The sequence below is a fragment of the Streptomyces sp. DT190 genome, assembly GCF_049846985.1.
GTDB lineage: Bacteria > Actinomycetota > Actinomycetes > Streptomycetales > Streptomycetaceae > Streptomyces.
Map to the genome: position 1 here is coordinate 282010 of NZ_JBNCNM010000008.1, position 26581 is coordinate 308590.

General features: G+C 74.0%; 23 protein-coding genes. 12 read left to right on the plus strand and 11 right to left on the minus strand.

The features are described 5' to 3' along the window. Positions 1–28 precede the first annotated feature (28 nt). On the minus strand, positions 29–907 hold the full coding sequence (locus ACPXCS_RS17415; RefSeq protein WP_425949106.1) for an SDR family oxidoreductase: 879 nt from the start codon (positions 905–907) through the stop codon (positions 29–31). Between the two features lie 143 nt (positions 908–1050). After that, positions 1051–2271, minus strand: a complete 1221-nt coding sequence (locus ACPXCS_RS17420) for an MFS transporter (RefSeq protein ID WP_425949105.1) — start codon at positions 2269–2271, stop codon at positions 1051–1053. A gap of 86 nt (positions 2272–2357) precedes the next feature. Between ACPXCS_RS17420 and ACPXCS_RS17425 the strand changes: the two genes are divergently transcribed. After that, entirely contained in the window at positions 2358–3836 is a 1479-nt protein-coding gene (locus ACPXCS_RS17425) for a glutamate--cysteine ligase (protein ID WP_425949104.1), read from the plus strand. A gap of 5 nt (positions 3837–3841) precedes the next feature. On the opposite strand, the gene ACPXCS_RS17430 is transcribed toward ACPXCS_RS17425, so the two are convergent. Genes ACPXCS_RS17430 through ACPXCS_RS17440 form a run of 3 tightly spaced genes read right to left on the minus strand, consistent with a single transcriptional unit; the run spans position 3842 to position 6540 of the window. After that, a complete protein-coding gene (locus tag ACPXCS_RS17430) occupies positions 3842–4954 on the minus strand; it encodes a Gfo/Idh/MocA family protein (RefSeq protein WP_425949103.1) in 1113 nt (370 codons plus the stop codon). Further along, complete coding sequence (locus ACPXCS_RS17435) at positions 4924–5634, minus strand: ThuA domain-containing protein (RefSeq protein WP_425949101.1); 711 nt, start codon at positions 5632–5634, stop codon at positions 4924–4926. The genes ACPXCS_RS17430 and ACPXCS_RS17435 overlap by 31 nt, the downstream gene beginning before the upstream one ends. 51 nt (positions 5635–5685) lie before the next feature. Next, a complete protein-coding gene (locus ACPXCS_RS17440) occupies positions 5686–6540 on the minus strand; it encodes a class I SAM-dependent methyltransferase (RefSeq protein WP_425949099.1) in 855 nt (284 codons plus the stop codon). A gap of 74 nt (positions 6541–6614) precedes the next feature. Here ACPXCS_RS17440 and ACPXCS_RS17445 point away from each other — a divergent pair, with 74 nt between their 5' ends. Together ACPXCS_RS17445 and ACPXCS_RS17450 are read left to right on the plus strand one after the other, a co-directional pair. After that, positions 6615–7028: a helix-turn-helix domain-containing protein gene (locus ACPXCS_RS17445; protein ID WP_425949098.1), complete on the plus strand. Its 414-nt coding sequence runs from the start codon at positions 6615–6617 to the stop codon at positions 7026–7028. A gap of 176 nt (positions 7029–7204) precedes the next feature. Continuing rightward, positions 7205–8227, plus strand: a complete 1023-nt coding sequence (locus ACPXCS_RS17450; protein WP_425949096.1) for a LacI family DNA-binding transcriptional regulator — start codon at positions 7205–7207, stop codon at positions 8225–8227. On the opposite strand, the gene ACPXCS_RS17455 is transcribed toward ACPXCS_RS17450, so the two are convergent. Next, on the minus strand, positions 8224–12255 hold the full coding sequence (locus ACPXCS_RS17455; protein WP_425949094.1) for a glycosyl hydrolase: 4032 nt from the start codon (positions 12253–12255) through the stop codon (positions 8224–8226). The two genes, ACPXCS_RS17450 and ACPXCS_RS17455, sit on opposite strands and share 4 nt — an antisense overlap. A gap of 208 nt (positions 12256–12463) precedes the next feature. On the opposite strand from ACPXCS_RS17455, the gene ACPXCS_RS17460 reads away from it, so the two are divergent. From ACPXCS_RS17460 to ACPXCS_RS17475, 4 genes are all read left to right on the plus strand, one after another. After that, positions 12464–13726, plus strand: coding sequence for an MFS transporter (locus ACPXCS_RS17460; RefSeq protein WP_425949092.1), 1263 nt, complete (start codon positions 12464–12466; stop codon positions 13724–13726). Between the two features lie 35 nt (positions 13727–13761). Next, on the plus strand, positions 13762–15225 hold the full coding sequence (locus ACPXCS_RS17465; protein WP_425949090.1) for an arabinose isomerase: 1464 nt from the start codon (positions 13762–13764) through the stop codon (positions 15223–15225). Between the two features lie 295 nt (positions 15226–15520). Beyond that, positions 15521–16798, plus strand: a complete 1278-nt coding sequence (locus ACPXCS_RS17470; protein WP_425949088.1) for a cation:proton antiporter — start codon at positions 15521–15523, stop codon at positions 16796–16798. A gap of 366 nt (positions 16799–17164) precedes the next feature. Next, positions 17165–17446, plus strand: a complete 282-nt coding sequence (locus tag ACPXCS_RS17475) for a DUF3040 domain-containing protein (RefSeq protein WP_425949086.1) — start codon at positions 17165–17167, stop codon at positions 17444–17446. 16 nt (positions 17447–17462) lie between these two features. Here ACPXCS_RS17475 and ACPXCS_RS17480 read toward each other — a convergent pair whose 3' ends face one another. After that, complete coding sequence (locus tag ACPXCS_RS17480) at positions 17463–17963, minus strand: hypothetical protein (RefSeq protein ID WP_425949085.1); 501 nt, start codon at positions 17961–17963, stop codon at positions 17463–17465. A 261-nt stretch (positions 17964–18224) separates the two neighbouring features. On the opposite strand from ACPXCS_RS17480, the gene ACPXCS_RS17485 reads away from it, so the two are divergent. From ACPXCS_RS17485 to htpG, 3 genes are all read left to right on the plus strand, one after another. Continuing rightward, the gene (locus tag ACPXCS_RS17485) at positions 18225–19070 is read left to right on the plus strand and encodes a hypothetical protein (RefSeq protein WP_425949084.1); all 846 of its coding nucleotides are present in this window, start codon (positions 18225–18227) and stop codon (positions 19068–19070) included. Between the two features lie 131 nt (positions 19071–19201). After that, a complete protein-coding gene (locus ACPXCS_RS17490) occupies positions 19202–19903 on the plus strand; it encodes a class F sortase (RefSeq protein WP_425949083.1) in 702 nt (233 codons plus the stop codon). Positions 19904–19989: 86 nt separating this feature from the next. Beyond that, positions 19990–21885: a molecular chaperone HtpG gene (htpG, locus tag ACPXCS_RS17495; RefSeq protein WP_425949081.1), complete on the plus strand. Its 1896-nt coding sequence runs from the start codon at positions 19990–19992 to the stop codon at positions 21883–21885. A 20-nt stretch (positions 21886–21905) separates the two neighbouring features. Here the strand turns inward: htpG and ACPXCS_RS17500 are convergent, their stop codons facing one another. From ACPXCS_RS17500 to ACPXCS_RS17510, 3 genes are all read right to left on the minus strand, one after another. Continuing rightward, positions 21906–22157 (minus strand): twin-arginine translocase TatA/TatE family subunit, encoded by a 252-nt coding sequence (locus ACPXCS_RS17500; protein WP_425949080.1) that lies wholly within the window; start codon positions 22155–22157, stop codon positions 21906–21908. Further along, positions 22145–22849: a hypothetical protein gene (locus ACPXCS_RS17505; protein ID WP_425949078.1), complete on the minus strand. Its 705-nt coding sequence runs from the start codon at positions 22847–22849 to the stop codon at positions 22145–22147. Before ACPXCS_RS17505 ends, ACPXCS_RS17500 begins: the two co-directional genes overlap by 13 nt. An 86-nt stretch (positions 22850–22935) precedes the next feature. Next, positions 22936–23511 (minus strand): TerD family protein, encoded by a 576-nt coding sequence (locus tag ACPXCS_RS17510; RefSeq protein ID WP_425949076.1) that lies wholly within the window; start codon positions 23509–23511, stop codon positions 22936–22938. Between the two features lie 149 nt (positions 23512–23660). On the opposite strand from ACPXCS_RS17510, the gene ACPXCS_RS17515 reads away from it, so the two are divergent. Both ACPXCS_RS17515 and ACPXCS_RS17520 read left to right on the plus strand, forming a co-directional pair. Beyond that, positions 23661–24047: a BlaI/MecI/CopY family transcriptional regulator gene (locus ACPXCS_RS17515; RefSeq protein ID WP_425949075.1), complete on the plus strand. Its 387-nt coding sequence runs from the start codon at positions 23661–23663 to the stop codon at positions 24045–24047. 6 nt (positions 24048–24053) lie between these two features. Beyond that, a complete protein-coding gene (locus ACPXCS_RS17520) occupies positions 24054–25001 on the plus strand; it encodes a M56 family metallopeptidase (protein ID WP_425949073.1) in 948 nt (315 codons plus the stop codon). A gap of 19 nt (positions 25002–25020) precedes the next feature. Here ACPXCS_RS17520 and ACPXCS_RS17525 read toward each other — a convergent pair whose 3' ends face one another. Continuing rightward, positions 25021–26028: a sporulation protein gene (locus tag ACPXCS_RS17525; RefSeq protein ID WP_425949071.1), complete on the minus strand. Its 1008-nt coding sequence runs from the start codon at positions 26026–26028 to the stop codon at positions 25021–25023. Positions 26029–26581 lie beyond the last annotated feature (553 nt).

The window sequence follows — 26581 nt, forward strand, 5'->3', positions numbered from 1 at the left end:
GTACGGGGTGCGCGCCCCGCGCCGGGTTTTACGGCAGCGGCGTACCGCCCGTGGCGTTGACGATCTCGGCGGTGATGTACGACGCCTCCTGCGAGGCAAGGAAGACGTACGCCGGTGCCATCTCGGCGGGCTGCGCGGGCCGTCCGATGGGTGCCTGCTTGCCGAAGGACCGGGTGTCCGGCAGCGTCGCCGGGATCAGCGGCGTCCACACCGGACCCGGGGCCACGGCGTTGACGCGGACGCCCCGGTCGATCACCATCTGCGCCAGGCCCTGCGTGAACGTGACGATCGCGCCCTTGGTCATCGCGTAGTCCAGCAGGTGCGGACTGGGCTTGTAGGCCTGCACGGACGTGGAGTTGATGATGCTGCCGCCCTCCGGGATGTGCGGCAGGGCCAGCTTGCACAGCCAGAACATGCCGTACAGGTTCGTGCGCAGCACACGGTCGAACTGCTCGGTGGAGATCGCCTCGATGCCGTCGGGCTGCGACATCTGGTACGCCGCGTTGTTCACCAGGACGTCGATCCGGCCGAACTCGTCCACGGCGCGCTCGACCAGCGCGCGGCAGTTGTCCTCCTCGCGGATGTCGCAGGAGACGGCGACGGCACGCCGGCCGGCCTCCTCGACCAGCCGGGCGGTCTCGGCGGCGTCGTCCTTCTCGTCGTCGAGGTGGGTGAAGAGCACGTCGGCTCCCTCACGGGCGAACGCCAGGGCGACCGCCCGGCCGATCCCGGAGTCCCCGCCGGTGATCACGGCCTTGCGGCCCTCGAGCCGGCCGCTGCCCCGGTACGACTCCTCACCGTGGTCCGGGGGCGGGTCCATGGGCCCCGTCCAGCCCGGGTGCGGCTGGTCCTGGGAGGGAAACTCCGGGTTCGGGTGCTGCTCGCCGGGGTGCTGCTGTTCGGTCACGGGTCTTCCTCCTGGTGATGACGTACGGCCCGGTGATCACGTCGGGCGTGGCCCACGGGTACCCAGGATCACGGCGGTGCCGATCTCCGCGGCGGGGAAGACCCCGCCCCGGGCCGCCGTTCACCCGGACGGCGGTGTCCGGGTCATCCGCCGGCCCGGCGGGCGGCCGTCCCCACCAGCGCCCCGACCACCGCCGCCACCCCGGCCAGCAGCGCCACGCTGGTCAGCGCGGCCGGCAGCGTGAACCAGTCCGCCATGAAGCCGATGGCGGGAGGGCCGAGCAGCATGCCGCCGTAGCCCAGGGTGGAGGCCGTGGCGACGCCGCTCGGCCCGGCCAGGGCGCCGGCGCGCTCCACCGCCACGGGGAAGAGGTTCGCGAGGCCGACGCCCGTGACCGCGTAACCGAGCAGGGCCGCCCACAGGGAGGGGGCCAGGGAGCCGAGGAGCATGCCGGCCGCCGCGGTGGTGCCGCCGGCGACGACGGTCCGGGTCCGCCCCAGGCGTTCCAGAAGGGTCGTGCCGGTCAGCCGGCCCACCGTCATCGCCAGCGCGAAGCAGGAGTAGCCGGCGGCCGCGGCGCCCGCGGAAGCTCCCAGGTCCTGTTCCAGGTGCAGGGCGCCCCAGTCGGCCAGCGCGCCCTCGCCGTACGCGGTGCATCCGGCGATCAGGCCGAAGACGAGCACCAGGGCGCGGGTGCGGCCGTCCAGCCGGCGTGGCGCGTCGTCCTTCGGCCCCTCCCGCGCCCGCTCCGGCGGCGCCGGGGGTTCGGCCCGCAGCAGGATGGGGCCCACGGCGGCCGTCACGGCCAGCCCGACGGCCGTGAGCAGCAGCAGGTGCCGGGTGGGGGAGAGGGACCCCGCGACCAGGCCGCCCAGACCGGCGCCGACCATGCCGCCGAGACTGAACGCGGCGTGGAAGCTCGGCATGATCGGCCGCCGCAGCACGGCCACCAGCTCGACCGCGGCGCTGTTGAAGGCGACGTTGATCCCGCCGTACGCGGCGCCGAAGAGCAGCAGGACGAGTCCGAGCGCGAGGGCGGAGTGGGTGAGCGGGGGCAGGGCGACGCTGAGGGAGAGCAGGACCGCGCAGACGACGGTGACCCGGTGGTTGCCGTAGCGGCGGCACAGCCGCCCGGTGAGGGTCATCGTGACGACGGCTCCCGCGGAGACGCCCAGCAACGCGAGGCCCAGGGCGCTGGCGGAGGCGTTCGTCTGCTCCTTGATCGCGGGGATCCGGACGACCCAGCCGGCGAAGACGAACCCGTCCAGGGCGAAGAAGACGGTGAGGGCGGCCCGCAGGCGGGTGAGGGAGTTGCCGTCGCCCGGCACGGCACTGTGCGTTCGGGATTTGTTTATCTGCGGCACAAACTCAGGCTAGGTGGGTGCGGGGTCGAGGACAAGGTGCGAGGCTTGGACGGTACGCATCCGCCGAAGGAGCTCCGGAGGGCACGATGGGACGTGACGTGCCGGCCCTGGTGTTCACGCGGGAGGACCGCCGCCGGTACCGGGAGAAGATGCACACCGATCTCGAGGTGCTGGCGCACATGCTGCGCGAGTCCGGTTTCGAGAGCGAGCGTCCCCGGGTCGGGCTGGAGATCGAACTCAACCTCGTGGACGACCACGGGCTCCCGGCGATGCGGAACACCGACGTGCTGCGGGCGATCGCCGACCCGGCCTGGTCCAGCGAACTGGGCCGCTTCAACCTGGAGATCAACATCCCGCCGAGGGAGCTGACGACCGGCGGACCCGGCGACTGGGAGCGGGCCATCCGCGACGCCCTCAACCACGCCGAGGACCGCGCCTCCGCGGTGGGCGCCCACCTGATCATGGTGGGCATCCTGCCGACGCTCGGCGAGCCGGACGTCAGCGGGGCCGCCCTCTCCGGGGACCCCCGCTACCGGCTGCTCAACGAGCAGATCTTCGCGGCACGGGGCGAGGACCTGCGGATCAGGGTCGACGGCGTGGAGCGCCTGTCGACGTACGCCGACACCATCACCCCCGAGGCGGCCTGCACCAGCACCCAGTTCCACCTCCAGGTCGCCCCCCGGGAGTTCCCGCAGTACTGGAACGCCGCCCAGGCCATCGCGGGCGTGCAGATCGCCCTCGCGGCGAACTCGCCCTTCCTGTTCGGCAGGGAACTGTGGCGCGAGACCCGCATCCCCCTGTTCGAGCAGGCCACCGACACCCGCCCCGAGGAGATCAAGGCGCAGGGCGTCCGGCCCCGAGTGTGGTTCGGGGAGCGCTGGATCACCAGCGTCTTCGACCTCTTCGAGGAGAACGTCCGCTACTTCCCGGCCCTGCTGCCGCTGTGCGAGGACGAGGACCCGCAGCGGGAACTCGACAACGGCCGGGTCCCGCAGCTGGGCGAACTCACCCTGCACAACGGGACGATCTACCGCTGGAACCGCCCCATCTACGCGGTCACCGACAGCGGTCCGCACCTGCGCATCGAGAACCGGGTCCTGCCCGCCGGGCCCACGGTGGCCGACATCATCGCCAACGGCGCCTTCTACTACGGCCTGACCCGCGCCCTGGTCGACGAGGACCGGCCGGTGTGGACACGGATGTCCTTCTCGGTCGCCGAGGAGAACCTGCACACCGCGGCGCGGGACGGCATCGACGCCCGCCTGTACTGGCCCGGCGTGGGCGAAGTACCCGTCACGGAACTGGTGTTGCGCCGCCTGCTGCCCCTGGCCCACCGGGGCCTGGAACTGGCCGGCCTGGACGCCGCGTGGCGCGAACCGCTGCTGGGCATCATCGAGCAGCGCTGCGTCACCGCCCGCAACGGCGCGCTGTGGCAGGCGGAGATGGTGCACCACCTGGAGAAGGCCGGCCTCTCCGACCGGCGCGAGGCGCTGCGGCAGATGACCAGGACGTACATGGACTACATGCACATGAACGCGCCGGCGCACACCTGGCCGGTGGACTGACGGGCTCACGCGGTCCCGGCCGTGGACCGGCTCCGCCAGTCCGCGGCCGGCGTCAGCGGTACGGGCGGAGGCACCGCCGCGGACGTCGTCACCTCCACGCGCCGCCCCTCGGCCGCCGAGCGCAGCAGGGCGGTCATGGTCTCCAGGACGTGCAGGGCGACCTCACCGTTCGCGCGCTGCCCCCCGGCGGTGAGGAAGTCCAGCAGGCCGACGCCGCGTGCCCCGTCCTCGTAGCCCGCCGACACGGGCAGGGCGCGCCACCCGGTGTCGCCGAGGGCGTGCAGCCGGACCTCCCCGTCGAAGCGGTTCGGGTCCGGGACCGACAGGCTCGCCGTCTCACCGTGCACCTCGATCGGGGCCGCCGTGGTGGCCACCCCGTCGAAGCTCGTCGTCAGGGTCGTCAGCGTCCCGCCGGCGTGCTCCAGGACGCCCGAGACATGACTGTCCACCTCGACCGGGATGCGCTCGCCCGCGCGCGGCCCGGACCCGATGACGCGCTCGGCGCGCAGCCGGCCGGCCGCCCCGGTCACCGCCCGTACCGGGCCCAGCAGATGGACCAGGGACGAGAGGTAGTAGGGGCCCATGTCCAGCAGCGGGCCGCCGCCGGCCGTGTAGTAGAAGTCGGGGTGCGGGTGCCAGCGTTCGTGGCCGGGCGTGACCATCGCGGCCGAGGCGGACAGGGGCCGGCCGATGGTGCCCGCCGCCACGGCCGCCCGGGCCGTCTGGACTCCCGTGCCCAGCACGGTGTCCGGCGCGCAACCCACCCGGACGCCCGCGGCCGCGGCGGCCGCCATCACGGAACGGGCCTCCTCCAGGGTGGCCGCGAGCGGCTTCTCGCCGTAGACGTGCTTGCCGTGGGCGATCGCCCCGAGGGCTATCTCCGCGTGCGCCGCCGGTGTGGTGAGGTTGAGGACCGTGTCGACGTCCGGGCTGCTCAGCAACTCCTCGACCGTCAGCGCCTCGGCGCCGGGCAGGGCGGCGGCGACCGCGGCCGAGCGGGAGGCGTCGAGGTCGGCGACCGCGGTGACGCGCACGGCGGGATGGCCGGCCAGCGTGTCCAGATAGGCGCCCGAGATGACCCCGAGCCCTACGACGCCGACGCGGTGCGCGTCGCCCACAGCATGCCCCTTTCGATGATGGTCCGGACGGCGGGATGCCGCAGCACGTCGAGACTGTGCCCGGGGGTCGTCACCACGATCCGCCCGGCACCCCAGCGGCGCGTCCACACCGCAGGCGAGGTGACCGGCCGATGCCAGGGCTCCCACGCCCGGACCGGGTGCGTGGTGGTCGCCAGGACGTCGATGAGGTCGTCGTGCAGCACCCAGTACTGCTCGGTGCGCAGCTCGAAGTCGTCGATGCCCGCGGTGACCGGATGGGCGCGGCCGGCCTCGGTGAGGGCGATGGTGTGCGGCAGGAAGTTGTCCGCCGCCTCGCCCCGCCGCTCGCACGGTTCCTTGCCGGGGTGGGTGGCGAACTGGCCGCCGACCAGGTGGAGATAGTCGGCCGAGGCCCGGAACGAGTCGGCGATGCCGCCGTGCCAGCCGGTGAACCCGGTGCCGGCGACGACCGCCGCACTCAGTCCCGCCAGTTGCTCGGGCGTGATCTGCGACATCGTCACGCACTGCACGACGAGGTCGGTGCCGGCCAGCTCGGCGGTGTCGGCGTAGACGTCGGTCGATTCCTCGACCCGGACCCTGTATCCGTTGTCCCGCAGGAACGGCAGGAACAGCTCGGTCGCCTCGACCGGCTCGTGGCCTTCCCAACCGCCTCGGACAACCAGCGCTCTCTTCTGCGTCATCGTGATCTCACTATGCGCGGGGCGCCCCCGCTCCGAAAAGAGGGCAGAGTGTCACGAAAGTTTCGCGGGCACGGCCCGCGCGGAGACCTCCCAGCAGGCCCCGGTGAAACGGACCTCCGGACCCCGCACGAAGGGCTCGAACGCGGGCCGGACCGCGTCGACGACGCGCGCCCGGGTCTCCTCGTCCGCCTCGGGCAGGATCATGCCGAGCGGACCGAGCCGGGTGAAGTACCGGACGAGTTCCTTCTCGGGCAGGGTGCAGACCACGTCGACCGGCCGCAGGTCGATCCCGGCCCAGCCGCTCTCCGCGAGGATCCGGTGGACCCGCTCCGGGTCGGCGAAGGCGAACTGCCCCGGCTGGTCGGGCCGGCGCGGCGGAAGGTCCGGCACGAAGGGCGCGGCGGCGCGCTCGGCCGTCGTCATGAACGGGTTCTCCTCCGGGCCGCGCCACACCACGAGCCGCAGCGCCCCGCCGTCCTTGACGGCACCCCGGAGGTTGGTGAACGCCCGGACGGGATCGCTGAAGAACATCACGCCGAAGCGGGAGACGACGGCGTCGAAACCGGCCGGCTCGAACGGGTACTCCTGGGCGTCGCCCTGCACGAAGGACGCCGGCACGCCCTCCCGTTCCGCCCGTTCCCGGGCGGCGCCGATCATCGGCCCGGAGAGGTCGATGCCGACGCAGTGGCCGGCCCGCCGTGCGACGGCCCGGCTGACACCGCCCGTGCCGCACCCGACGTCGAGCACGCTGCCCGCCTGCTCCGCCGCCACGGCCTCGACGAGCAACTCCTCGAAGGGCCGGAACATCCCGTCCAGCACCTCCTGCAGATCCACCCAGGCGTGGCCGGCCGGGCCGTTCCAGCGGGCCGCCTGCTCGTCGTCGCTCCTGCGCGGGGTGTCCGTCATCGTCTCTCCTTGTGCTTGCCCTCGTCCGACGGGGATGACAGCGTTCTACTTCAAGTCGACTTGAGGTCAAGGCAATGACGGAGCTGGACATCGCCGAGGTGGCGCAGCGCGCGGGGGTGCCCGCCTCGACCCTGCGGTACTACGAGGAGAAGGGGCTGATCGCCTCCACCGGCCGGCGCGGCCTGCGCCGCCAGTACGATCCCGGCGTGCTGGAGCGGCTGGCGCTGATAGCGCTGGGCCGCACGGCGGGCTTCTCGCTCGACGAGATCGCCGGCATGTTCGCGCCGGACGGTCGGCCGCGCATCGACCGGCGGATGCTGACGGACAAGGCGGAGGAGCTGGACCGCAGGATCCGCGAACTGGGCGCGCTGCGCGACTCCCTGCGGCATGCCGCCGCCTGCCCGGCGCCCAGCCATCTGGAGTGCCCCACCTTCCGCCGGCTGCTGGACGAGGCGACGGCGCCCGGGCGGCGCGCGCCGGGCCGCTGACCGGCGGCACACCCCGCCGCCGTGCCGGCCGGGGCGGGTGACCCGCGTGTCCGGCCCTGCCCCCTCGTCCCCGAGCGCTCACCCGGCCCCACCCGGTAAAAACGTTCCACGTTATACTTGCGGCGCCCAGGGAAGGCCACCGTCGTGCCTGGTCGCACGGCCGCAACTGCGAGGGGGTGGACGCCATTCCGGCACGCCCCGCCCGCATCCAGGACGTCGCGGCAGCAGCGGGTGTCTCGGTCTCCACGGTGTCGAACGTGCTCAACCGGCCCGAGCGCGTCAACGCCCGGACCGCCGAGCGCGTCCGCGTCGCCGTCGCCGAACTCGACTACGTCCCGCACCCGGCAGCCGCCGGACTGCGCACCGGACGGGCCAGCGCGATCGGGCTGGTGCTGCCCGACGTCACCAACTCCTTCTACGCGCGCATCGCCCGGGGCGCGGCGGACGCGGCCTACGACCACGGCTACTCCCTGGTCCTGTGCCACAGCGGGGACGACCCGGAACGCGAGCAGGGCTACTTCAACATGCTCGCCGGGCAACGGGCGGTCGGCGTGGTCGTCGTGCCGCTCGGCGCCGACCCGGGCCGGCTGGCCCGGCTGCGCGAACGGGGCATCCCGCTCGTCCTGGCCGACCGCGCCATGCCCGACCGGGAGGGCTGCTCGGCCTCCGTCGACGACATCGCCGGCGGCCGCATCGCCGTACAGCACCTGCTCGACAGCGGGGCGCGCGACATCCTCGTCGTCAACGGCGAGCGCGGCATACGCCAGTGCGCCGACCGCTACCAGGGCGCCCGGCAGGCCGTGCGCAGCAGCCGTGCGGCGCGGCTGGACCAGGCCGTCGCCGAGCGGATGACCGTCGCCCACGGCACGGACATCGCCCGCGGCCTGAAGGAACTGCCCGACGGGGTGTTCTGCACCAACGACTTCCTCGCCGCCGGGGTGTGCAGGGGCCTGTCCGAACGGGGCGTGCGCATCCCCGAGGACGTCCAGGTGGTCGGCTACGGCGACCTCGACATCGCCGATTTCGGGGCGACCACCCTGACGACGGTCCGCCAGCCGGTCGAGGACCTCGGCCGGGCGGCCGTGGAGATGCTGCTCGACGAGATCGAGGCCCGGGCGGACCACGTCCACGAGACCCGCGTCTTCGCGCCGGACCTGGTGCTGCGCGAGTCGACCCGGCCGCCCGGCGACACGGCCTAGTCGGGGATCCGCAGGGCCACCGGACCGAACAGCCCCGACGACAGCTGGGACGCGAAGGCCCACTGTGTCGGTGTCGCCTCCGCGAGATACGGCGCCAGCGTCCCCCGTACGGTCACCTCCAGCCGTACCGTCCGCCCGGCCGCGCCGCGCAGCGGGAACCGGTACGGCGCGCAGAACGCCTCCCCGGCGAACTCCCCGTCCACCGCCACCTCCACACTGCCCCGCACCCGCCCCAGGTCGAGCACCGGATCGCCCCCCGGCGGCACCCGGAGCTCCCGCTCGTACGTCACGCCCCCGCTCCAGCTGCCCAGGCCCAGCTCCCGCCAGTCGCCCAGCGGCAGCGGCGCCGGTACGGTCCGCACCCGCACCGGCCCCCGCCAGGCGGAGCCGCCCCGCAGGAACGCCGTGGGCTCGGTGACCACCTCGACCAGGGTGGGCGCGGGCAGGGGTTCGCCGAGCGTGAGCCGGTCGCCCGCCAGGGCGGTCTCCTCGCCGTCCCCGACCCGCACGCGCGCGTGCAGCGCCGACGGCAGGTGGAGCGACACCGTTCCCGGCGGCACGGTGAACCGGAAGCGCTGCGGCGCCGCGTGGACGTCGTCGGAGGCCCGCGACGGCCAGACGGCACCGCCCGCGACCGGCCGGCCCGTGAGCCACGCGGTGCCGGGCAGTGGATGCGGCCGTACGGCGGCGTGGCAGTGCCGCAGTTCCCCGCGCCTGCGCTCGTCCTCCACGGTCCGGCCCCGCCAGCTCCCCGTCCGGGCTTCCCACCCGGCGCCGCCGACCAGGGCCGTCGTCTGCGCGCCCGACCCCGCCACCAGGTCGACGAAGACCGCGTCCCCGGTGGCGGTGACGACCTCCAGCGTGTGCTCGCCCGGCCCGAGCACCGGTGTGTGGCGGAAGAACATCGGTACGGCGCCCCAGTCCGCCTCGTAGTACTCCACCTTCTCCTGACGCGCCACCACGTCCCCGTCGATCAGCACCGTGACCGCCGACGCGGCCCCCACGACGAGCACGGCCGGGGCGTCTCCGGCCGGGACGCGCAGGCGCGCGCGGTAGGTCACCGGGCCGTCCGGCCGCACTCCGTCGGGCAGGCGCATGAACCGCGGCCGGCGACCGAGCCCGCCAGGATCGGACAGGCAGAAGAAGCTCCCGAGCGGTGTGCCGCCGGTCGCGGAGATCGTGGTCGGCCGGTCCTGGGCGCCGGAGAGCTCGTACTCCAGGACGTTCCGCTCGCGGACCACGGTGACCGGGGCGGAGGCCAGGTACCCGCCCTCCGTGGCCAGCGGTTCGCCGTTCCACCACACCCGTTTGACGGCCTCCGCGCCCACGTGCAGCTCGGCGGGCCCCCGCCGGCCGGTCTCCACGATCGCCCGGACCCGGGCCGCCGAATCGCCGCCCGGCACGGGCACCGCCACGAACTCCTCGTTCACCAGTCCCTTCGTGCCCAGCAGGCCGCCCTGCTCCGGTGCGCCGCGGCTCGCCGAGTACACGGCCGTGGACCAGCCCGACTCCGGTGGCGCCAGCGGAAGTTCACCGGCCAGGACCAGCTCCGCGCGCGCGGCGTCCAGCGGCTCGGGGGCCTCGCCGGCCGGCACCGGGGGCAGCACCCGGACGCGATGGCCGTAGGTGGCCCGGGTCCGCTCCCACCCCGCGCCCTCGGACCACTCCATGGTCCAGATCTGCGGCTCGTCCACGGACGTACCCGCGGGCAGCGCGAGGTCGCCCCAGGTGTTGTCCAGGGTGGGGACGAGCCTCCCGCGCCAGCCGCCCGACAGGTCGACGGCCCGCCCGGGCGACTGCCGCGCGTCCGGCACGGGCGTCTCGCTGCCCTCGCGCCAGACGAGCAGCACCGCGGGGGCACCTTCCAGCGGCACCTCCACGACCGAGACGGCGCGGCCGCCGCGGCCCTCGCCGCCGCCCTCGCCGTTGCCGTGTTCGCTGCAGTTGCCGTTGCCGTTGCCGTTGCCGTTGCCGTTGCCGTTGCCGTTGCCGCTGCCGTCGCCGTCGTCGGAGACCGTGACGCGCGCGGTGCGGCGGGAGCCGGTCGCCGGGTTCCACACCTCGGCCTCGGCGACCCGGGCGCGCACGGTCACGGCCGACGTGCGGGCGGCTGCCGGGGCGGGCCCGGGCCGCAGCGGGTGCGGGCCGATCTCCGGGAAGGCCGCCGTGACCAGGGCCACCCCCTCCTGCCCCCGCCGCCGTACCAGCAGCGGCACCTCACCCGTCGCGTACCCGGCCGCGTCGGCCACCGCCACCGCCGCGGCCTGCGGATCGGGCACCCGCTCCAGCCGGGGATGGGCGGACAGCGCGGCCACCACGGAGTCGTCCCCGCACCGGCCCGCCGCCGTCCGGGGCGGGCGCCCCACGACCACGACCCGCCCGCCCGCGTCGAGCAGTCCGGTCAGCCGGCGCGCCGTCGCCTCCTCCAGCACGCTCGCCGACGGCAGCAGCACCACCCGGTACGCCAGGTCCCTGATCCGCAGGGCGCCGTCGCGGGTCTCGGCGCGCCGCACCGAGTCGTCGTCCACCACGTCGAAGGAGATCCCGTGCCGGTCCAGGGAACCGGCGTGCGGGGCCAGCCAGTTGTTCGTGCCGCACAGGTCCAGGTAGTGCCGCTGCGTCTCGTCGGCGGCGGCGTGGCCCGCGCCCAGCCGGCCGTCGCCGAAGTGCCGCACGGGCGCGTCCAGCGGCAGCAGCGCCTGCAGCGTGGCCGTGGGGTACAGCACCGCCACGTCGGCCGCGTAACCGCCCCACGACATGATCGAGCAGATCCGCGCCACGGCCCGGGAGAAGGCCGGGTACTGCGCCCAGTACGGCTGGCGCCAGTCGGTGGACGGCGGCGCCCACTCGAACCAGCCACCCGCGGTGCCGAAGTAGCTGGCGTGCGGGTTGTACAGGTTGGCGCCGCTGCGCAGGAACGGCAGCAGCCAGGCGTAGGTGTCCTCCAGCGTGCCGCCCCAGCCCGAGGAGTGGAACGCCTCGATCCACACCCGCTCGTGGCCGTAGAGGTGCGCCATGGAGGAGTGCACCTTGGCGTCGCCGTGGTGGTCGCTGCCCGCCGCGCCGTACCAGCGGTGGGTGCGGAAGTAGTCGGTGTAGAGCTGCGTCGACTGGGCCGGGTAGCCCGCGCGCGCCGGGTGGCTCTGGTCGCTGCCCAGCAGCAGGCCCCGCTGCCGGTGCCACTCGGCGAGCGGCCGGAACAGCGCCTCCTCGGTGAGTTCCGCCCGTACCGCGTAGTAGTCGGCGCGGACCTTCTCCCGGGGCACCCCGGCGTCCGTGCCGAACAGCGCGGGCAGCAGGTCGAGCAGGTCGTATCCCCGCCGGGCACGGAACTCCTCGGCGAAGCGGCGGCTCCAGGCGTTGGTGCCGGGCAGCTCGTCCTGGAAGCTGCCCGCGACGACCGTGCCCAGGTACTCGGGGACCCGGCGGTCGTACTCGTGGTGGACCGCGTCCATCAACAGGCCGACGGCGTACGGGTCCAGGTAGTCGAACGCGGTGGGGACGGTCGTGACGAGCCGCACCCGCGACCCGTCCGGTGCGTCCACCCGCCCGTCGCCGCCGAGGCCGAGGCGCCGGCCCCGCGCGCCGTACGCAGCGAGCGGGGTCTCCGCCTCGCGCAGCCCCACCGCGCCCTGGGAGACCCGCACCTCCCGGCAGCGCAACGCGCGCCCCACCGCCTCGGGGTGACGCCGTGTCACCTGCCCCTGCACATTGGCGCCCGAGAAGCCGATCTGGTCGTAGAACCACAGCCGGGTGCCCAGTCCGGCGGCGATCTCGCAGGCGTCGGAGAAGCGGGCCCACCACTCCTCACCGAACCAGGCGGGGTCGTCGGCCCGGGCGCCGAAGGCCGGGCCGGCCGGGGCCAGGTTGATGATCACGAGGTTGTGGACACCGCCCCGCGCGAACGCCCGCAGCTGCCAGGCGAGTCGCTCACGGGTGACCTTCGCACCCGACCACCACCACAGGGGAGTGGGGCCGAACGCCCGGGGCGGGTCCTCGAACAGCTGCCGCAGCGCGGGGGAGAGCACGGAGGCGGTCCTTCCCCTAAAACGTTTTCAGGCCTCCTTCACCGTAGGCGAGCTGGAGAAGTCCCGCCAGGGCCGGGACCGGCAGGGTCCGGGACGACGGCACGCCACGCATCCGTGCGGGACACCTTGTTGCAACGTTTTCGGCGCCCTATATTCACTGCGACCAGGCCCTCGGAACCGCGCTGTCACCGGACGACGGAGTCGCCTCATGGCCGGTACCCGCCCCATCCCCGCACCGCTCTGGAAGGCCGCCGCCCTGTCGGGCATGGCCTCCTATCTCGACGCCGGGCTGATCGTGAGCATCTCCGTCAACCTGGCGATCTACCGCGACAGTTACGACATGGGCGTGTGGATGGCCGGGGCGATCAGCGCGATCGTCACCGGCTGCATCGCCGTCGGCTCCCTCGTGGGCGGACGGCTCGCCGACCTCTTCGGCCGCCGCCGCGTCTACAACTGGGACATCTTCTGCTTCGCGCTCGGCGCGGTCGTCATCACCCTGGCGCCGGACGACATCACCCTGCTGATCGGCGTGCTCGTCGCCGGGCTCGCGGCGGGCGCCGACCTGCCGACCTCCCTGGCGGTGGTGTCGGACGCCGCCCCCTCCTGGGCCCGGGGCAGACTCGTGGCGTTCACCCAGGTCATGTGGATGCTCGGCATCGCGGTCGCCATCTTCCTCGGCTTCGTCCTGTCCACCACCGGCATGATGGGGGCGCGGCTCATCACCGGGCAGCTGGCCGTCGCCGCCCTCGTCACCTGGGGCCTGCGCTCCCGGCTGAGGCTGCCGGCCGGGCAGGAGCCGGGCGGCACCGATCCGCGGGACGCTCCGGAGGGCGTCCCGCTGACGCACGTGTGGACCCGCGCCGCCCTGCTGCCCATGACCGCGACGTTCGTCTTCTACGTCACCTGGGGTCTCGGCGCCAACACCTTCGGGCAGTTCGGCACCTATCTGCTCGTCACCGTCAGCGACGCCTCGCAGAGCCTCGCCACCGGCATCAACCTGGCGTTCATCCCCATCGGGGTGCTGCTCACCTTGGCCTTCGTCCGGGTCGCCGACACCCCCTGGCGCGACCGGCTCTTCCACGTGGCCGCGGTCGTGCAGATCCTCGCCTTCGTCATCGCGTCCCTCACCGCCGGGGCCCTCGCCGGCATGCTCGTCTTCTTCGTGCTCTACCAGCTCTCCAACCCCTTCGCCGGCGAGGCCAACTACAAGGTGTGGTCGCAGCTCACGCTGCCCGCCGACACCCGCGGCACCACGCAGGGCCTCACCTACGCGCTGTCCCGCGGGGTGTTCGCGGTCGCCGCGTTCTTCACCCCCGCCCTCGCCGACCACAGCCCGGCCGTCCTGCTCTGGACGATCACCGCCTGCATGACGGCAGCGGCGTTCGCGGGCGTGTTCATCATCCGCGTCCTGGTACCGCGCGCCCCCGGTGCGGTGCCCGGCCCCGCGGACCTGCGCGTCCCCAGCCCCTGAACCGCAGCCGACCGACCCGACAAGGAGCCCCGACCATGGCAACGACCGCGGACCGCACGGCCGGACGGGCCGCCGCCCTGCACGACCTGCTGCCGCCGGTCACCCGGCGCCCCACCCGCATCGGCCTGGTCGCCGGCGGACTGGGCACCTACTGGCCGCAGTTCCCCGGACTGCTCCCGCAACTGAAGGAGTCCGCCGCCTATGTCGCCGAGCGGTTCCGCGCCATGGACGCGGAGGTGACCGACGCCGGTTTCGTCTCCGACGCGCAGGAAGGAGCCCGCGCCGCCGAGCAGTTGCGCCGTGCCGACTGCGACCTGATCGTGCTGTTCCTGACCACGTACCTCACCTCCTCGATGGTGCTGCCGATCGCCCGGCGCGCGCACACGCCCGTGCTGGTCGTCGACCTCCAGCCGACCGAACGGATGGACCACTCCTCCTTCGACACCGGGGCCTGGCTGGCCTACTGCGGGCAGTGCCCCGTCCCCGAGGTCGGCAACGTCTTCCGGCGCGCCGGCATCCCCTTCCGGTCGGTGTCGGGCTGGCTGCGGCAGGAGTCCGCCTGGCGGCGCATCGAGCGGTGGATCCGGGCCGCACACGTCCGGGCGGCGCTCCGGCACGCCCGCCACGGCCTGATGGGGCACGTGTATCCCGGCATGCTCGACGTGCAGACCGACCCGACGCTGCTGTCCACGACGTTCGGCTCGCACGTGGAGGTGCTGGAGTTCGACGACCTGCGGCACCGCGTGGAACGGGTGACGGAGGCCGAGACGCGGGAGCGCATGGGGCTCGCCCGGCGGATCTTCACCCTGGACGACAGCGTGGACGAGGAGGACTTCGCCTGGGGCGCGACCGTCTCGGTCGCCCTCGACCGGCTGGTGGCGGACTTCGGACTCGACAGCCTCGCCTACTACCACCGCGGCCTGGACGGCGAACTGCACGAGCGGCTCGGCGCCGGCATGATCCTCGGCGCCTCCCTGCTCACCGCCCGGGGCGTGCCCGCCGCCGGCGAGTACGAACTGCGGACGTCCGTCGCCCAGCTGGCCTCCCAGAGCGTCGGCGCGGGCGGCTCCTTCACGGAGATCCAGGCGCTGGACTTCGAGGACGGCGTGGTGGAGATGGGCCACGACGGACCCGCCCACCTCGCGCTCGGCTCCCGCGACCCGCTGCTGCGCGGTCTCGGCGTCTACCACGGCAAACGCGGCTGGGGCGTGAGCGTCGAGTTCGACGTCCGGCACGGTCCGGTCACCCTGCTGGGCCTCGGCCAGGACGCCGATGGCAGCCTGGTCTTCGTGACCTCCGAGGGCACCGTCGTCCCGGGGCCGCTGCTGGCGATCGGCAACACCACCAGCCGGGTCGACTTCGGCCGCGACCCCGGCGAGTGGGTCGACGCCTGGAGCGCCACCGGGGTGGGCCACCACTGGTCCCTCGCGGTGGGCCACCACGCCACGGACTTCGAGGCGGCGGCGAGCCTGCTGGGCATCGGGCACCGGCACGTCTGACGGGACCGCCGGGTGGACCGGAACACCCGAGGGGGCGGGACGGCAGGACGGGACCGACGGGGGATCGGACCACGGGGGCATGGGTGCCGTGCCCGCCCGGATATGGGTGCCGTCACCGATGGTGACGGGGCCCGCGCCCGTGTGAGGCTGGCAGAGTCGCCCGAGCCGACGGCCGAAGCCGTGCGGTGTGCGACGCCACCCCGACCCGTGAGACCGCCCTGCCAAGGAGGAGCCCTTATCCGTCCCCGCACGCAGAAACGATCCGCCCGTCGCGCGTCCACGAAGGCGGTGACCCGTGGGACACGCTGACAGCCTGCTCGCCATGGGCGGCGCCTTCCTCGCCGCCGCCTTCCTCGCCCGTCTCGGCGGCAGAATCGGCCTGCCGACGATCCCGCTGTTCATGCTCGCCGGCATCCTGCTCGGCCCGCACACCCCCGGCCTGGTCATCGTCGAGGACGCGCACGACTTCGAGATGCTCTCCGCGCTCGGACTGGTGCTGCTGCTGTTCTACCTGGGTCTGGAGTTCCATCTCGACGACCTCAAGAGCGGCGGCCGGCGCCTGCTGACCGCGGGCGGCATCTACCTGCTGCTCAACGTCGGCGCGGGCCTGGCCTTCGGCTTCGCCCTGGGCTGGGGGGTCCGCGAGGCCCTCGTCCTCGCCGGTGTCCTCGGCATCTCCTCGTCCGCCATCGTCACCAAGATCCTCATCGACCTGGGCCGCATCGGCCGTCCCGAGACGCGGCTCATCCTCGGCGTCATCGTCGTGGAGGACATCTTCCTCGCCCTGTACCTCGCCGCACTCCAGCCGGTCATCAGCGGCGCCCAGGGCGTCGGCGACATGGTCCTGCAGGGCGCCAAGGCCTTCGGTTTCCTGCTCGCGCTGGCCGCCGCCGCCCGCTACGGCACCCGGCTGGTGGGGCGGCTGATCGCGACCCGCGACAACGAACTGCTCGTCATCAGCTTCCTCGGCGCGGCAGTCCTGGTGGCCGGCGTGGCCGAGGTCCTCGGGGTCGCCGACGCCATCGGCGCGTTCATGGTCGGCCTGATCCTCGCCGGCACACCCTCCGGGCCCCGCATCCGGGACCTGGTGCATCCGCTGCGCGACGCCTTCGCGGCCATCTTCTTCTTCGCCTTCGGCCTGTCCATCGACCCCGGCGACATCCTGTCCGTGGCCGGACCGGTCGCCGCCGCGGCCGCGCTGACCGTGGTCATGAACGTCGCCGCCGGCCTCCTCGTGGCCCGCGTCTACCGCTACGGCACCGAGCCCGCCGCCGAGATCGCCACCACCCTCGTCGCCCGCGGGGAGTTCGCGCTCATCCTGGCCGCCATGGCCGCCACCGCCGGACTCGACGCCCGCCTCGCCCCCTTCATCGCCGGGTACGTCCTCGTCCTCGCGGTCCTCGGCCCCATCGCCGCCGGACGCGCCCACCTGCTCGCCCGTGCGCTCCGGGCCGGCCAGGGCCTCCTGCCCGGCCGCACGGCACCGTCGTACGACCGCGGTCCGGACCCGGCGGACGACATCCCGGCCGCAGGCGCGTCCTCCGTGCCCGAACCCGCCGAGGCCGAGCGCTGACCTTCCGTTTCGCGGTTCCGCGCCGCCCGCCGAGGGTCCGCAGGGCCGGGGCCGCCGCCGGCGCTCCACCACCGACGGCGGTGTGTCCTGAGGTCCGGCCCCGCCGCCATCGGTGACGAGACCCATTCGTGGCCCGAACACCCGCCCTGCCGCACGGCGTTCGTGGGGTGCGGGCACCGGGAAGGATGGGGGCAGGGCCTGATGGCGGACGCCTCTGGAGGGGGGAGACGCTGTAGCCCGGGTGGGACGGCGGCGGCAGGCCGTCCCCCCACCACCGCACCGGCGCGGGGTCCGGCACCCCTGGACGTGTCATGGCCCGAGCCGTGCCCTGGCCCCCAGCGCTGCCGGGTTCCGGAAGGAGACGCCGTGCACCCGTCCGAAGACGAACGTCTGGTCGATCTCGCAGCGCGTCTGGAGCGTGAGGACCCCAGATTCGCCCGGGCCCTGCGGTCGGGCCGCCCGGTCCGGCCCCGGGAGTACCGGCGCACCGGAGCCTGGTGGGGTCTCGCCCTCGGCGTCGCCGTCCTCGGGTCGGGCATCGCCTGGTCGCAGGGCCTGCTCATCGCGTCCGGGCTGGTCCTCGCCGGACTGGCGGCCCAGCTGGTCGACCCGGACCCGGCCCGCCCGGGGCACCGGGGGCCCGGGTAGCGGCCCGGGCCCGGCGCTACAGCCCGGCCCACTTGCGCAGCAGCGCCTCGCGCTCCTCGCGCGCGGGGGTCCCCTGCGCCGCGTGCTCGCGGCCCCACGCCAGGAGATCGGCCAGGTCGGCACCGCCCCCGGCCAGCCGCCGCAGGAGAGCGGTGGACAGCTCGTACTCCGAGGGCAGGTAGATCCCTCCCGAGACGGCCGCGTGCGCGTCGGCCAGGACGGTCTCCCCGGCCGTCGCCACCTCCACGGTGAAGGCCGGCGGCAGCTCCCCGTCACCCGTCACGGCGACGAGCGCGGCGTCGAACGCCATGGACGCCAGCCTCCGCACGCCCGAGCGCACCGGCACGTCGTGCGTCTGGATGCGGACCACTTCGTCCCAGGTCCAGAACCTGCCCCCGTCGACGCCGGGCATCGCCACGCCGTCCTCGGTCAGCCGCACCCCGGAGTCCGCCGTCACGGGCGCGGCCCCCACATGCACCGAGTCCTCGCCGATCCAGAACAGGCCGACCATGGCCATGAGCGCCTCCCGCTGCGGTCGGGGGCCTGCGGATACGCCCCCGTGTCGCCGTAGGAGACGGTGCGCGGGGGCCTCGGGTTGCGGATCCGCCGAGGTGGCCCGCCGGGGGCGGGGATGCCGCCGTCAGGGTGGGGCCGTAACCCGTGTGATCGCCCCGGATGGTGGGACGGTCCGGCATGACTGACGGTGGTTCACGTCGAGACCGGGTCTCGTGAGCTGGCGCGGCGTCAGCTGCCCGGTCGGCGACGGAAGGACTCACCGATGCGCTCTGCCCGCATGCTGCTCGCGACGGCCACGGCCACGGCCGCCCTCGCGATCGCCGCACCCACCGCCTTTGCCGACGCGACGGGTGACCGGGACCACGACACGACTTCCTACAGCAAGGAGCACCACAAGGACGGCAAGCATCACGAGCCGCGCGGCGGGATGCACACGGGCGGCGGAGCGCTGACCGGGCTCACCGCGGACGACGACTGGAACCACGACAAGGACGGCTACGGCGACCACCGTGACGACGAGGGCAAGCACGAGGAGCACGGCAAGGACGGTGGGCACGACGAGGACTCCTGGAACGGCAAGCACGACCGGCACGACGAGCACGGCAAGGACGGCCGGCACGACAAGCCGCACGGCGGGATGCACACGGGCGGCGGCGCCCTGGCCGCGGTGAACGCCGCCGACGACTGGGACAACCCCGACGCCGAGGACCCCTGGGGCGACAAGCAGGAAGAGGACGCCTACGGCGACAAGCAGAACGAGGGCGGCAAGCAGGACGAGGGCGGCAAGCACGAGGAGAACGGGAAGCACGAGGAGAACGGCAAGCACGAGGAGAACGGCAAGCACGAGGAGAACGGCAAGCACGAGGAGGGCAAGCACGAGGAGGGCAAGCACGACGAGAACGGCCGGCACGACGAGCACGGCAAGGACGACCACGAGAAGGGCTCCTGGCACGGCAAGCACGACAAGCCGCACGGTGGCATGCACACCGGTGGTGGCGGGCTGGCCGGTGCGCCGGGCGTGACGGCCGGCGGCCTCGCGGTGCTGGCGGTGGCCGGCACGGGCCTGTACGCGCTGCGCCGCCAGCGGGCGTCGCAGGGTGCCGCATGACGGCTGCCTGACCCGACAAGCCGCCGTGGCCGCCGCACGCCCTTCGCGCGTCGCGGCGGCCCGGCTCGTCCTCCCGCGGGTCGCGCCCGCTGCCGCGCCCGACCCGCCGTGCCCGAATGAGGTGGTCCCCGATGGCAGCCAGTCCCGACTCCCCGGCCGAGCCCGGCCCCGCACCGAAACGACGGCGGCTGCGCACCGCCGTGACGGCGGTCTGGGTCGCGGCCGCGCTCCTGCTGACCGCGCACCTGGTCTCGGGCCGCGCCGGGTCCCCGGACGCCGGCGGTCCGCCGCACGCCCCGCCGGCCACCGCCTCCGCTGCGCCCGACGCGCACGCCGCCCCCGCGGCGCGGCCGTCCGCCGCGTCCGAGGCCGCCCCGCGCCTGCCGCGGTCCGAGCCGGTCCGCCTGCTCATTCCGAAGATCGCGGTCGACGCGCCCTTCACCGACCTGGCCATCGGCCGGTCGGGACAGCTCGATCCGCCCCCGCCCGACGACACCAACCTCGTGGGCTGGTACGCCAAGGGCCACTCGCCCGGCGAGACGGGCACCGCGATCATCGCCGGGCACGTGGACACCACGACCGCGCCCGCGGTGTTCGCCCGGCTGGGCGAGCTGAAGAAGGGTGACCGGTTCCACGTGCGGCGGGCCGACGGCAGCAGGGCGACCTTCGTCGTCGACCACAAGGAGTCCTTCCGCAAGGACGCCTTCCCCAGCGAGCGCGTCTACGGCGACACCCCCGACGCCCAGGTCCGCCTGATCACCTGCGCCGGTTCGTACGACCGTCAGGCCCGGGACTACACCGAGAACCTCGTGGTCTTCGCCCACCTCGTCTGACTTCGGGTCCCCCGGCCTGACTTGGTGTTTTACAGTGACTGCCACCAGTTCAGGCCACGGTGCGACCTGTGAGGTATTCGCAAACCATGACGACCGAAACGTTTGAGTTCCAGGTAGAGGCCCGTCAGCTGCTGCAGCTGATGATCCACTCGGTCTACTCGAACAAGGATGTCTTCCTGCGTGAACTCGTCTCCAACGCCTCCGACGCGCTGGACAAGCTGCGTCTGGAGAAGCTGCGGGACGACGCGCTCGACGCCGACGTGTCGGATCTGCACATCGAGCTCGACGTCGACAAGGAGGCCCGCACCCTGACCGTGCGGGACAACGGCATTGGCATGTCGTACGACGAGGTCGGGCAGCTGATCGGGACCATCGCCAAGTCGGGCACGGCCACCCTGCTCAAGGAGCTGCGCGAGGCCCAGGACGCGGCCGGGGCCGAGGGGCTGATCGGCCAGTTCGGCGTCGGCTTCTACTCGGGCTTCATGGTGGCGGACGAGGTCACGCTGGTCACCCGCAGGGCCGGGGAGGACCAGGGCACCCGCTGGAGCTCGCGCGGCGAGGCCACCTACACCCTGGAGCGCGTCGACGACGCCCCGCAGGGCACCTCCGTCACCCTCCACCTCAAGCCCGCCGACCCCGAGAACCAGCTCCACGACTACACCTCCGAGTGGACGATCCGGGAGATCGTCAAGCGGTACTCGGACTTCATCACCTGGCCCATCCGGATGGTCCCGGCGGCCGCCGACGGGGAGGACACCCCCGAGCCCGAGACGCTGAACTCCATGAAGGCCCTGTGGGCCCGCTCGCGCGAGGAGGTGTCCGACGACGAGTACCACGAGCTGTACAAGCACATCAGCCACGACTGGCGCGAGCCGCTGGAGACGATCCGGCTCCAGGCGGAGGGCACCTTCGAGTACCAGGCGCTGCTGTTCGTCCCCGCGCACGCGCCGCACGACCTGTTCACCCGTGACTTCAAGCGCGGCGTGCAGCTGTACGTGAAGCGCGTCTTCATCATGGACGACTGCGAGGCGCTGCTGCCGCCCTACCTCCGCTTCGTCAAGGGCGTCGTCGACGCGCAGGACCTCTCCCTGAACGTCTCGCGCGAGATCCTCCAGCAGGACCGGCACATCCGGATGATGCAGCGCCGGCTGACCAAGAAGGTGCTGTCCACGGTCAAGGAGATCATGACCAAGGACGCCGACCGCTACGCCACCCTCTGGCGGGAGTTCGGCACGGTCCTGAAGGAAGGCCTGGTCACCGACTCCGAGAACCGCGACGCCCTGCTCGCCGTCGCCTCGTTCGCGACCACGCACGGGGACGAGCCGACCACGCTCGCCCAGTACGTCGAGCGGATGAAGGACGGCCAGGAGGACATCTACTACCTCACCGGCGAGTCCCGGCAGAGCATCGAGAACTCCCCGCACATGGAGGCGTTCCGGGCCAAGGGCATCGAGGTCCTGCTGCTCACCGACGCGGTCGACGAGGTCTGGGTCGACGCCGTCGGCGAGTACGAGGGCAAGAAGCTGCGCTCCGTCGCCAAGGGCGAGCTCGACCTGGACGCCGAGGAGGCGGAGAAGGCCGGCGAGGAGCGGGAGAAGCAGGCCGAGGAGTACGCCGGCCTGCTCGGCTGGATGCGCGAGCAGCTCGACGAGGAGATCAAGGAGGTGCGCCTGTCGACGCGGCTCACCGTCTCCCCGGCCTGCGTCGTCTCCGACGCGCACGACCTGACCCCGGCCCTGGAGAACATGTACCGGGCCATGGGCCAGGAGGTGCCGCGCACCAAGCGGATCCTGGAGCTCAACCCGGGCCACCCGCTGGTGAAGGGCCTGCAGCAGGCCTACCAGGAGCGCGCGGACCGTACGGAACTGGCCGAGTCCGCGGAGCTGCTCCACACCCTCGCGGTGCTCGCCGAGGGCGGCCAGCCGAAGGACCCGGCGAAGTTCGTGAAGCTGGTCGCGGACCGTCTGGAGCGGACGCTGTAGCCGTCACGCCGCCCGGACGGTCAGCGCCGGTCCGGGGCGTCCCCCGCCCGCGCGCCGGGCGGGGGCGTGCCGGTGCCCGGCGGGACGACCTCGCCCTGGACCACCCGCGGCGCGGGCGCCGTCCCGGCCTCCTCGTCCTTGGCGGCGCGGGCCTCGGCCTTGAGGATGCGGGCCGCCTTGCCGGCCGAGCGTGACAGCTCGGGGAGCTTCTTGATCCCGATGACGGCTATGACGACGATGAGGATGATCGCGAGCTCGCTCAGTCCGAACACGGTGTCCTGTCCTTTCTCGCCCGGGCCGGGCACGGCGTGAGCGTATCGGCCGGGGAGCGCGGTGTGATCGCCGCCTCGGGACGCGGGGCGAGCGGGTGGCGCGGGTGCGGCCGCACGCCGTGGTCGAGCAGCGCCCGACGCCGGACCCGGCGGGCCCGCTCCACCCGGTCCGGGGCCGGAGGGACCGCGTCGTGGCGCAGGGCCGTGCGCAGCGGGGCGGCCGGGGCGGCGAGGCCGGACAGCGCCGCGACGAGGGCCGGGGTCCAGCCGGCCGCGGCGAGGGTGCCGGGCGCGCGGGCCGCCCGCAGGACGCCGCCGGCCAGGAGCAGCTGCGCAAGGCGGCCGTCGCGGCGGGCCAGCTCGCGGGCGGCGAGACGGACGTGCGGGCGCGGCGGAGGTGCCCGCCACGAGGGGGTGAGCACCGCGAGGGCCGGCAGCGGACCGCCCCCGCCGCCCGGCGGGTTCTCCCCGCGGGCCGCCTCGCGCGGGGCGGGACAGACGCGGTACGGCTCGGCGGCGGCCGCCGCGAGGGTGCCGGGCCGGGCGAGGGCGTCGGCGCTCAGGGGCGCGGCGGTCCGGCCGCCCGGATCCGCCGCGAGCGCGTCGCGGACGTCCGCGGTGCCGAGCGCCGGGTCCACCGCCGCTGCGAAGTCCGCGTGGCCCTCCGGCCGGAGGCGGGGCGGGTGGGTCACAGGGTCTCCTGGCCGGTCGTCGGGCAGGGCACGTGGGGAGGCCGGGCCCCGGCAGGTGCCGGGGCCCGGTGGCGTCGGCGTCCGGGTCAGACGCCGACGCCGAAGTCGGAGGCGATCCCGGCCAGTCCCGAGGCGTAGCCCTGGCCGACGGCGCGGAACTTCCACTCGGCGCCGTGCCGGTAGAGCTCGCCGAAGACCATCGCGGTCTCGGTGGAGGCGTCCTCGGACAGGTCGTAGCGGGCGATCTCCTGGCCGCCCGCCTGGTTGACCACCCGGATGAAGGCGTTGCGGACCTGGCCGAAGCTCTGGCCGCGGCTCTCGGCGTCGTGGATGGACACCGGGAACACGATCCGGTCGATCTCGGCGGGCACGGCGGCGAGGTCCACCCGGACGCTCTCGTCGTCGCCCTCGCCCTCGCCGGTGAGGTTGTCGCCGGTGTGCTCCACCGAGCCGTCGGGGCTCTTGAGGTTGTTGTAGAAGACGAAGTGCAGGTCGCTCGGGACCTTGCCGGACGCGTCGAGGAGCAGCGCGGAGGCGTCGAGGTCGTAGTCGGTTCCGGTGGTGGTGCGCACGTCCCAGCCCAGACCGACCAGGACCGCGGTGAGGCCGGGCGCCTCCTTGCTGAGCGAGACGTTGCCGCCCTTGGACAGGGAAACTCCCACGGGGTACTCCTTGGTGACGTGTGCGGTGGTGGTGTGTGCGGTGGTGTGCCCCTGAAATCTACAGCACTGTAGAAGATGGTGGGGCCGGTCCGGCGGATCTATACGATGTGCGCACGGACAACGCAGGGCGGCACGAGGGAGGCAGGGCGGTGACGGATCCCCGGCAGCGTCCCCGGCGGGGACAGGGCGAGCTGGAGGCGCTGGTGCTGTCGGCGCTGCGGGAGGCGGACGGTCCGGCGACGGCCGGCTGGGTGCAGGAACGCCTCGGCGGCGACCTCGCGTACACGACGGTGATCACGATCCTGACCCGACTGCTGGGCAAGGGCGCGGTCACCCGGGAGCGGGTCGGCCGGTCCTTCGCCTGGACGCCCGCCTCCGACCAGGCGGGCCTGGCCGCGCGGAAGATGCGCAAGGTGCTGGACGCCGAGAGCGACCGCGAGGCCGTGCTGGCCAGCTTCCTCACCGGCCTCGGTCCGGACGACGAGCGGCTGCTGCGGGAGCTGCTGGATCAGGCCCACGGCGAGGGGGAAGGCTGAAGCCTCATGGGGGTCTTCGTCTTTCTGCCGCTGGTCCTGCCGCTCACGGCCTGGCCGGTCGCGCGCCTCGCCGAACAGCACCTGCATCCGCGCACCGCGACCCGGCTGCTCACCGCCCTGGCCGTGGTGCTCACCCTGTGCAGCACGGTGTGCCTCGGCCTGGTGATGGTGGTGGGCACCGCCCAGCTGCCCGGCAACCCGCTGCCCGACGGCTGGTCCGACCCCGAGGTGCGGGCGGCCGTGCCGTACGACGAGATCGTGGGCAAGGCCGCCATCCCCGCGCTGTGCGCCGTGCTGGTGGCCTGCGCCCGGACCCTGGGGCGGCACGCCCTGGTGCGGCGCCGGGCCCACCGCGCGCTGGCCGGGCTGCCCGACACGGAGGTGGCCGTCCTGCCCGACGCCGCCCCCTACGCGTACGCGCTGCCCGGCCGCCGTGCCCGCCGGGCCCGGGCCGGCCGTGTCGTGGTGACCACCGCCCTGCTGGACCGGCTGGCGCCGGCCGAGCGCAGGGCCCTGTTCGCCCACGAGCGGGCCCATCTGGCCGGCCGGCACGACCGCTTCCTGCTCGCCGTGCGGCTCGCCGCCCGGGCCAACCCGTTCCTGCGGCCGCTGGGCACCGCCGTGGCGTACACGGCGGAGCGCTGGGCCGACGAGGAGGCGGCCCGGGCGATCGGCAGCCGCCGCACGGTGGCCCGGGCCATCGGCACCGCCGCGCTGCTCTCCCGGGGCACCCCGGCGCCGACACTCGCGGGACTGGCCGCGCCCGGGCCGGTGCCGCGCCGGGTGGCGGCACTGCTCGGCCCGGCACCGGCGGCGCGCACCTGGCCTCCGGCGTTCACCTCGGTCGGGCTGGCCGTGTGGGGCGCGGCGGCCGGGACGGCGGTGTCGGCGATGTCGTCGGCGAACTCGGCGGTGACGATGGTGTTCATCCTGTACGCGGCGACACCCCTGTGAGAGGCCTCACGGGCGGGCCTCAGCCCTCCTCTGCCTCTTCCTCCTCCTCGCCCTCGGCGAAGTCCCCGACCTCGTCGACCACTTCGGCCGCCACCATGCCGCCGGCGATCCCGACCGCCAGACCGGCCGCGCCCACGGCGACAGAGGTGCCCGTGCCGGGGCCGGAGCGGTGGCCGTCGTGGTGGTGGCCGTCGTGGTGGTGGCCCTCGGGGCCGTGGCCGTCCGGGCCGTACGCGGCCGGGGAGCCGTAGGACGCGCGGTGTTCGACCAGTTGACGGACCCAGCCGTCGACGAGCGCGGCCGGGTCCTGGTGCTCCACCTGCTCGTGGGTGACCGTGAAGCGGGTGAGCGCGTCGTGGCCGGGGGACAGCAGGCCGCCGCGCCGGTCCGCCTCCAGCACCACCTCCAGGCCGCCGGGGTTCGCCAGGAAGGTCAGCTCGATCTCGGAGACCCGGTGCGCGTACCCGGGCGGCGGGAGGAGCTCGATCTCCTGGTAGAAGGGCAGCCGCTGGCCCGAGCCGCCGATGCGCCCGTACTCCAGGTCGGCCGACCGGAAGGTGAAGCCGAGCTCGCCGAAGCCCTCCAGGACCGCCTCCTGCGCGGGGAGCGGCGCGACGTCCAGCCGGTCCAGGTCCCCCTTGTCCTTCGCGCCCGCCACCGACAGCTCGGTGCGCACGCCGAGGACGACGCCCATGCTCTGGCCGCGCAGCTCGGTGACCGGCGTCTCCCAGGGCACGGTCACGCCGAACGGCACCTCGCGCTCCTCGCCCTCGGCGAGCCGGAAGCCGCCGCCGACGGTGAAGCGCTCGAAGGCGACGACGCCCTCGCTCTCGCCGCCCTCGTGTTCGGCCTCGACCCGGGCCACCAGTTCCAGGGTGATGTGCTCGATGTCGAAGCCGGCGTCGCCGCCCTTGAGCCGGACCCGGCCGGCGAGCGTGCCGCCGGGCCGGACGGGGGCGGGGTCGAGCACCGTGTCGACCGTGGGGCCGCCCACACCGAGCGCGCCGAGCAGTCGTTTGAACACCATGGTGGCGTCCACTCCTTCACAGGGGAGGGCTGTCGCAGGGAGCCGTATTTCTACAGCTGTGTAGAAGTGTAGCCGGTTCGGCGCGGCGTCCGTCAGGTCCCGCGGGGCACGGGCGGGCACGCCTTCGTCCGGGGCGCATCCTCCCGGCGACCGGTGGGTCCGGACGCCGTATCGCTCGTGGACCGGCGGCGGACGCGTCCCGCCGCCCCTCCTGTCGAGCCGGGGGCCGCTGCTGCCGTTCGGTGCCGTCGGTCGCGACCGCGCGGATGCGCAGGGTGTCCTCGCTCACCGGGTCCTCCACGGGGCGTGCGGGGGGACCGCAGGGGCGCGGACGCGTCCTGCCGGGCAGACGGCGCGGGGATGCCGGTGTAACGTCCCCGCCGCCTCACCTCTGCCGAGCGGCGTAAACCGCCTGGCCGGGCGGGTGTAGCGCGGATCACACCCCCCGGGGGGGGGGGGGGGGGGCCGCCCCCCCCCCCCCGGCCGGGTCAGCCGCCGCTGACGGTGAGGTTGTTGGTGGTGAAGTTCAGGCCGCCGGCCGAGGAGGTGATCT

What these genes read in the sequence shown, in the direction of transcription:
- ACPXCS_RS17435 (WP_425949101.1), bottom strand. Translation starts at nt 5,634, where the DNA reads ATGACGCAGAAGAGAGCGCTGGTTGTCCGAGGCGGTTGGGAAGGCCAC.
- ACPXCS_RS17525 (WP_425949071.1), bottom strand. Translation starts at nt 26,028, where the DNA reads ATGGTGTTCAAACGACTGCTCGGCGCGCTCGGTGTGGGCGGCCCCACG.
- ACPXCS_RS17460 (WP_425949092.1), top strand. Translation starts at nt 12,464, where the DNA reads ATGGCCGGTACCCGCCCCATCCCCGCACCGCTCTGGAAGGCCGCCGCC.
- ACPXCS_RS17445 (WP_425949098.1), top strand. Translation starts at nt 6,615, where the DNA reads ATGACGGAGCTGGACATCGCCGAGGTGGCGCAGCGCGCGGGGGTGCCC.
- htpG (WP_425949081.1), top strand. Translation starts at nt 19,990, where the DNA reads ATGACGACCGAAACGTTTGAGTTCCAGGTAGAGGCCCGTCAGCTGCTG.
- ACPXCS_RS17425 (WP_425949104.1), top strand. Translation starts at nt 2,358, where the DNA reads ATGGGACGTGACGTGCCGGCCCTGGTGTTCACGCGGGAGGACCGCCGC.
- ACPXCS_RS17440 (WP_425949099.1), bottom strand. Translation starts at nt 6,540, where the DNA reads ATGACGGACACCCCGCGCAGGAGCGACGACGAGCAGGCGGCCCGCTGG.
- ACPXCS_RS17520 (WP_425949073.1), top strand. Translation starts at nt 24,054, where the DNA reads ATGGGGGTCTTCGTCTTTCTGCCGCTGGTCCTGCCGCTCACGGCCTGG.
- ACPXCS_RS17480 (WP_425949085.1), bottom strand. Translation starts at nt 17,963, where the DNA reads ATGGCCATGGTCGGCCTGTTCTGGATCGGCGAGGACTCGGTGCATGTG.
- ACPXCS_RS17465 (WP_425949090.1), top strand. Translation starts at nt 13,762, where the DNA reads ATGGCAACGACCGCGGACCGCACGGCCGGACGGGCCGCCGCCCTGCAC.
- ACPXCS_RS17485 (WP_425949084.1), top strand. Translation starts at nt 18,225, where the DNA reads ATGCGCTCTGCCCGCATGCTGCTCGCGACGGCCACGGCCACGGCCGCC.
- ACPXCS_RS17490 (WP_425949083.1), top strand. Translation starts at nt 19,202, where the DNA reads ATGGCAGCCAGTCCCGACTCCCCGGCCGAGCCCGGCCCCGCACCGAAA.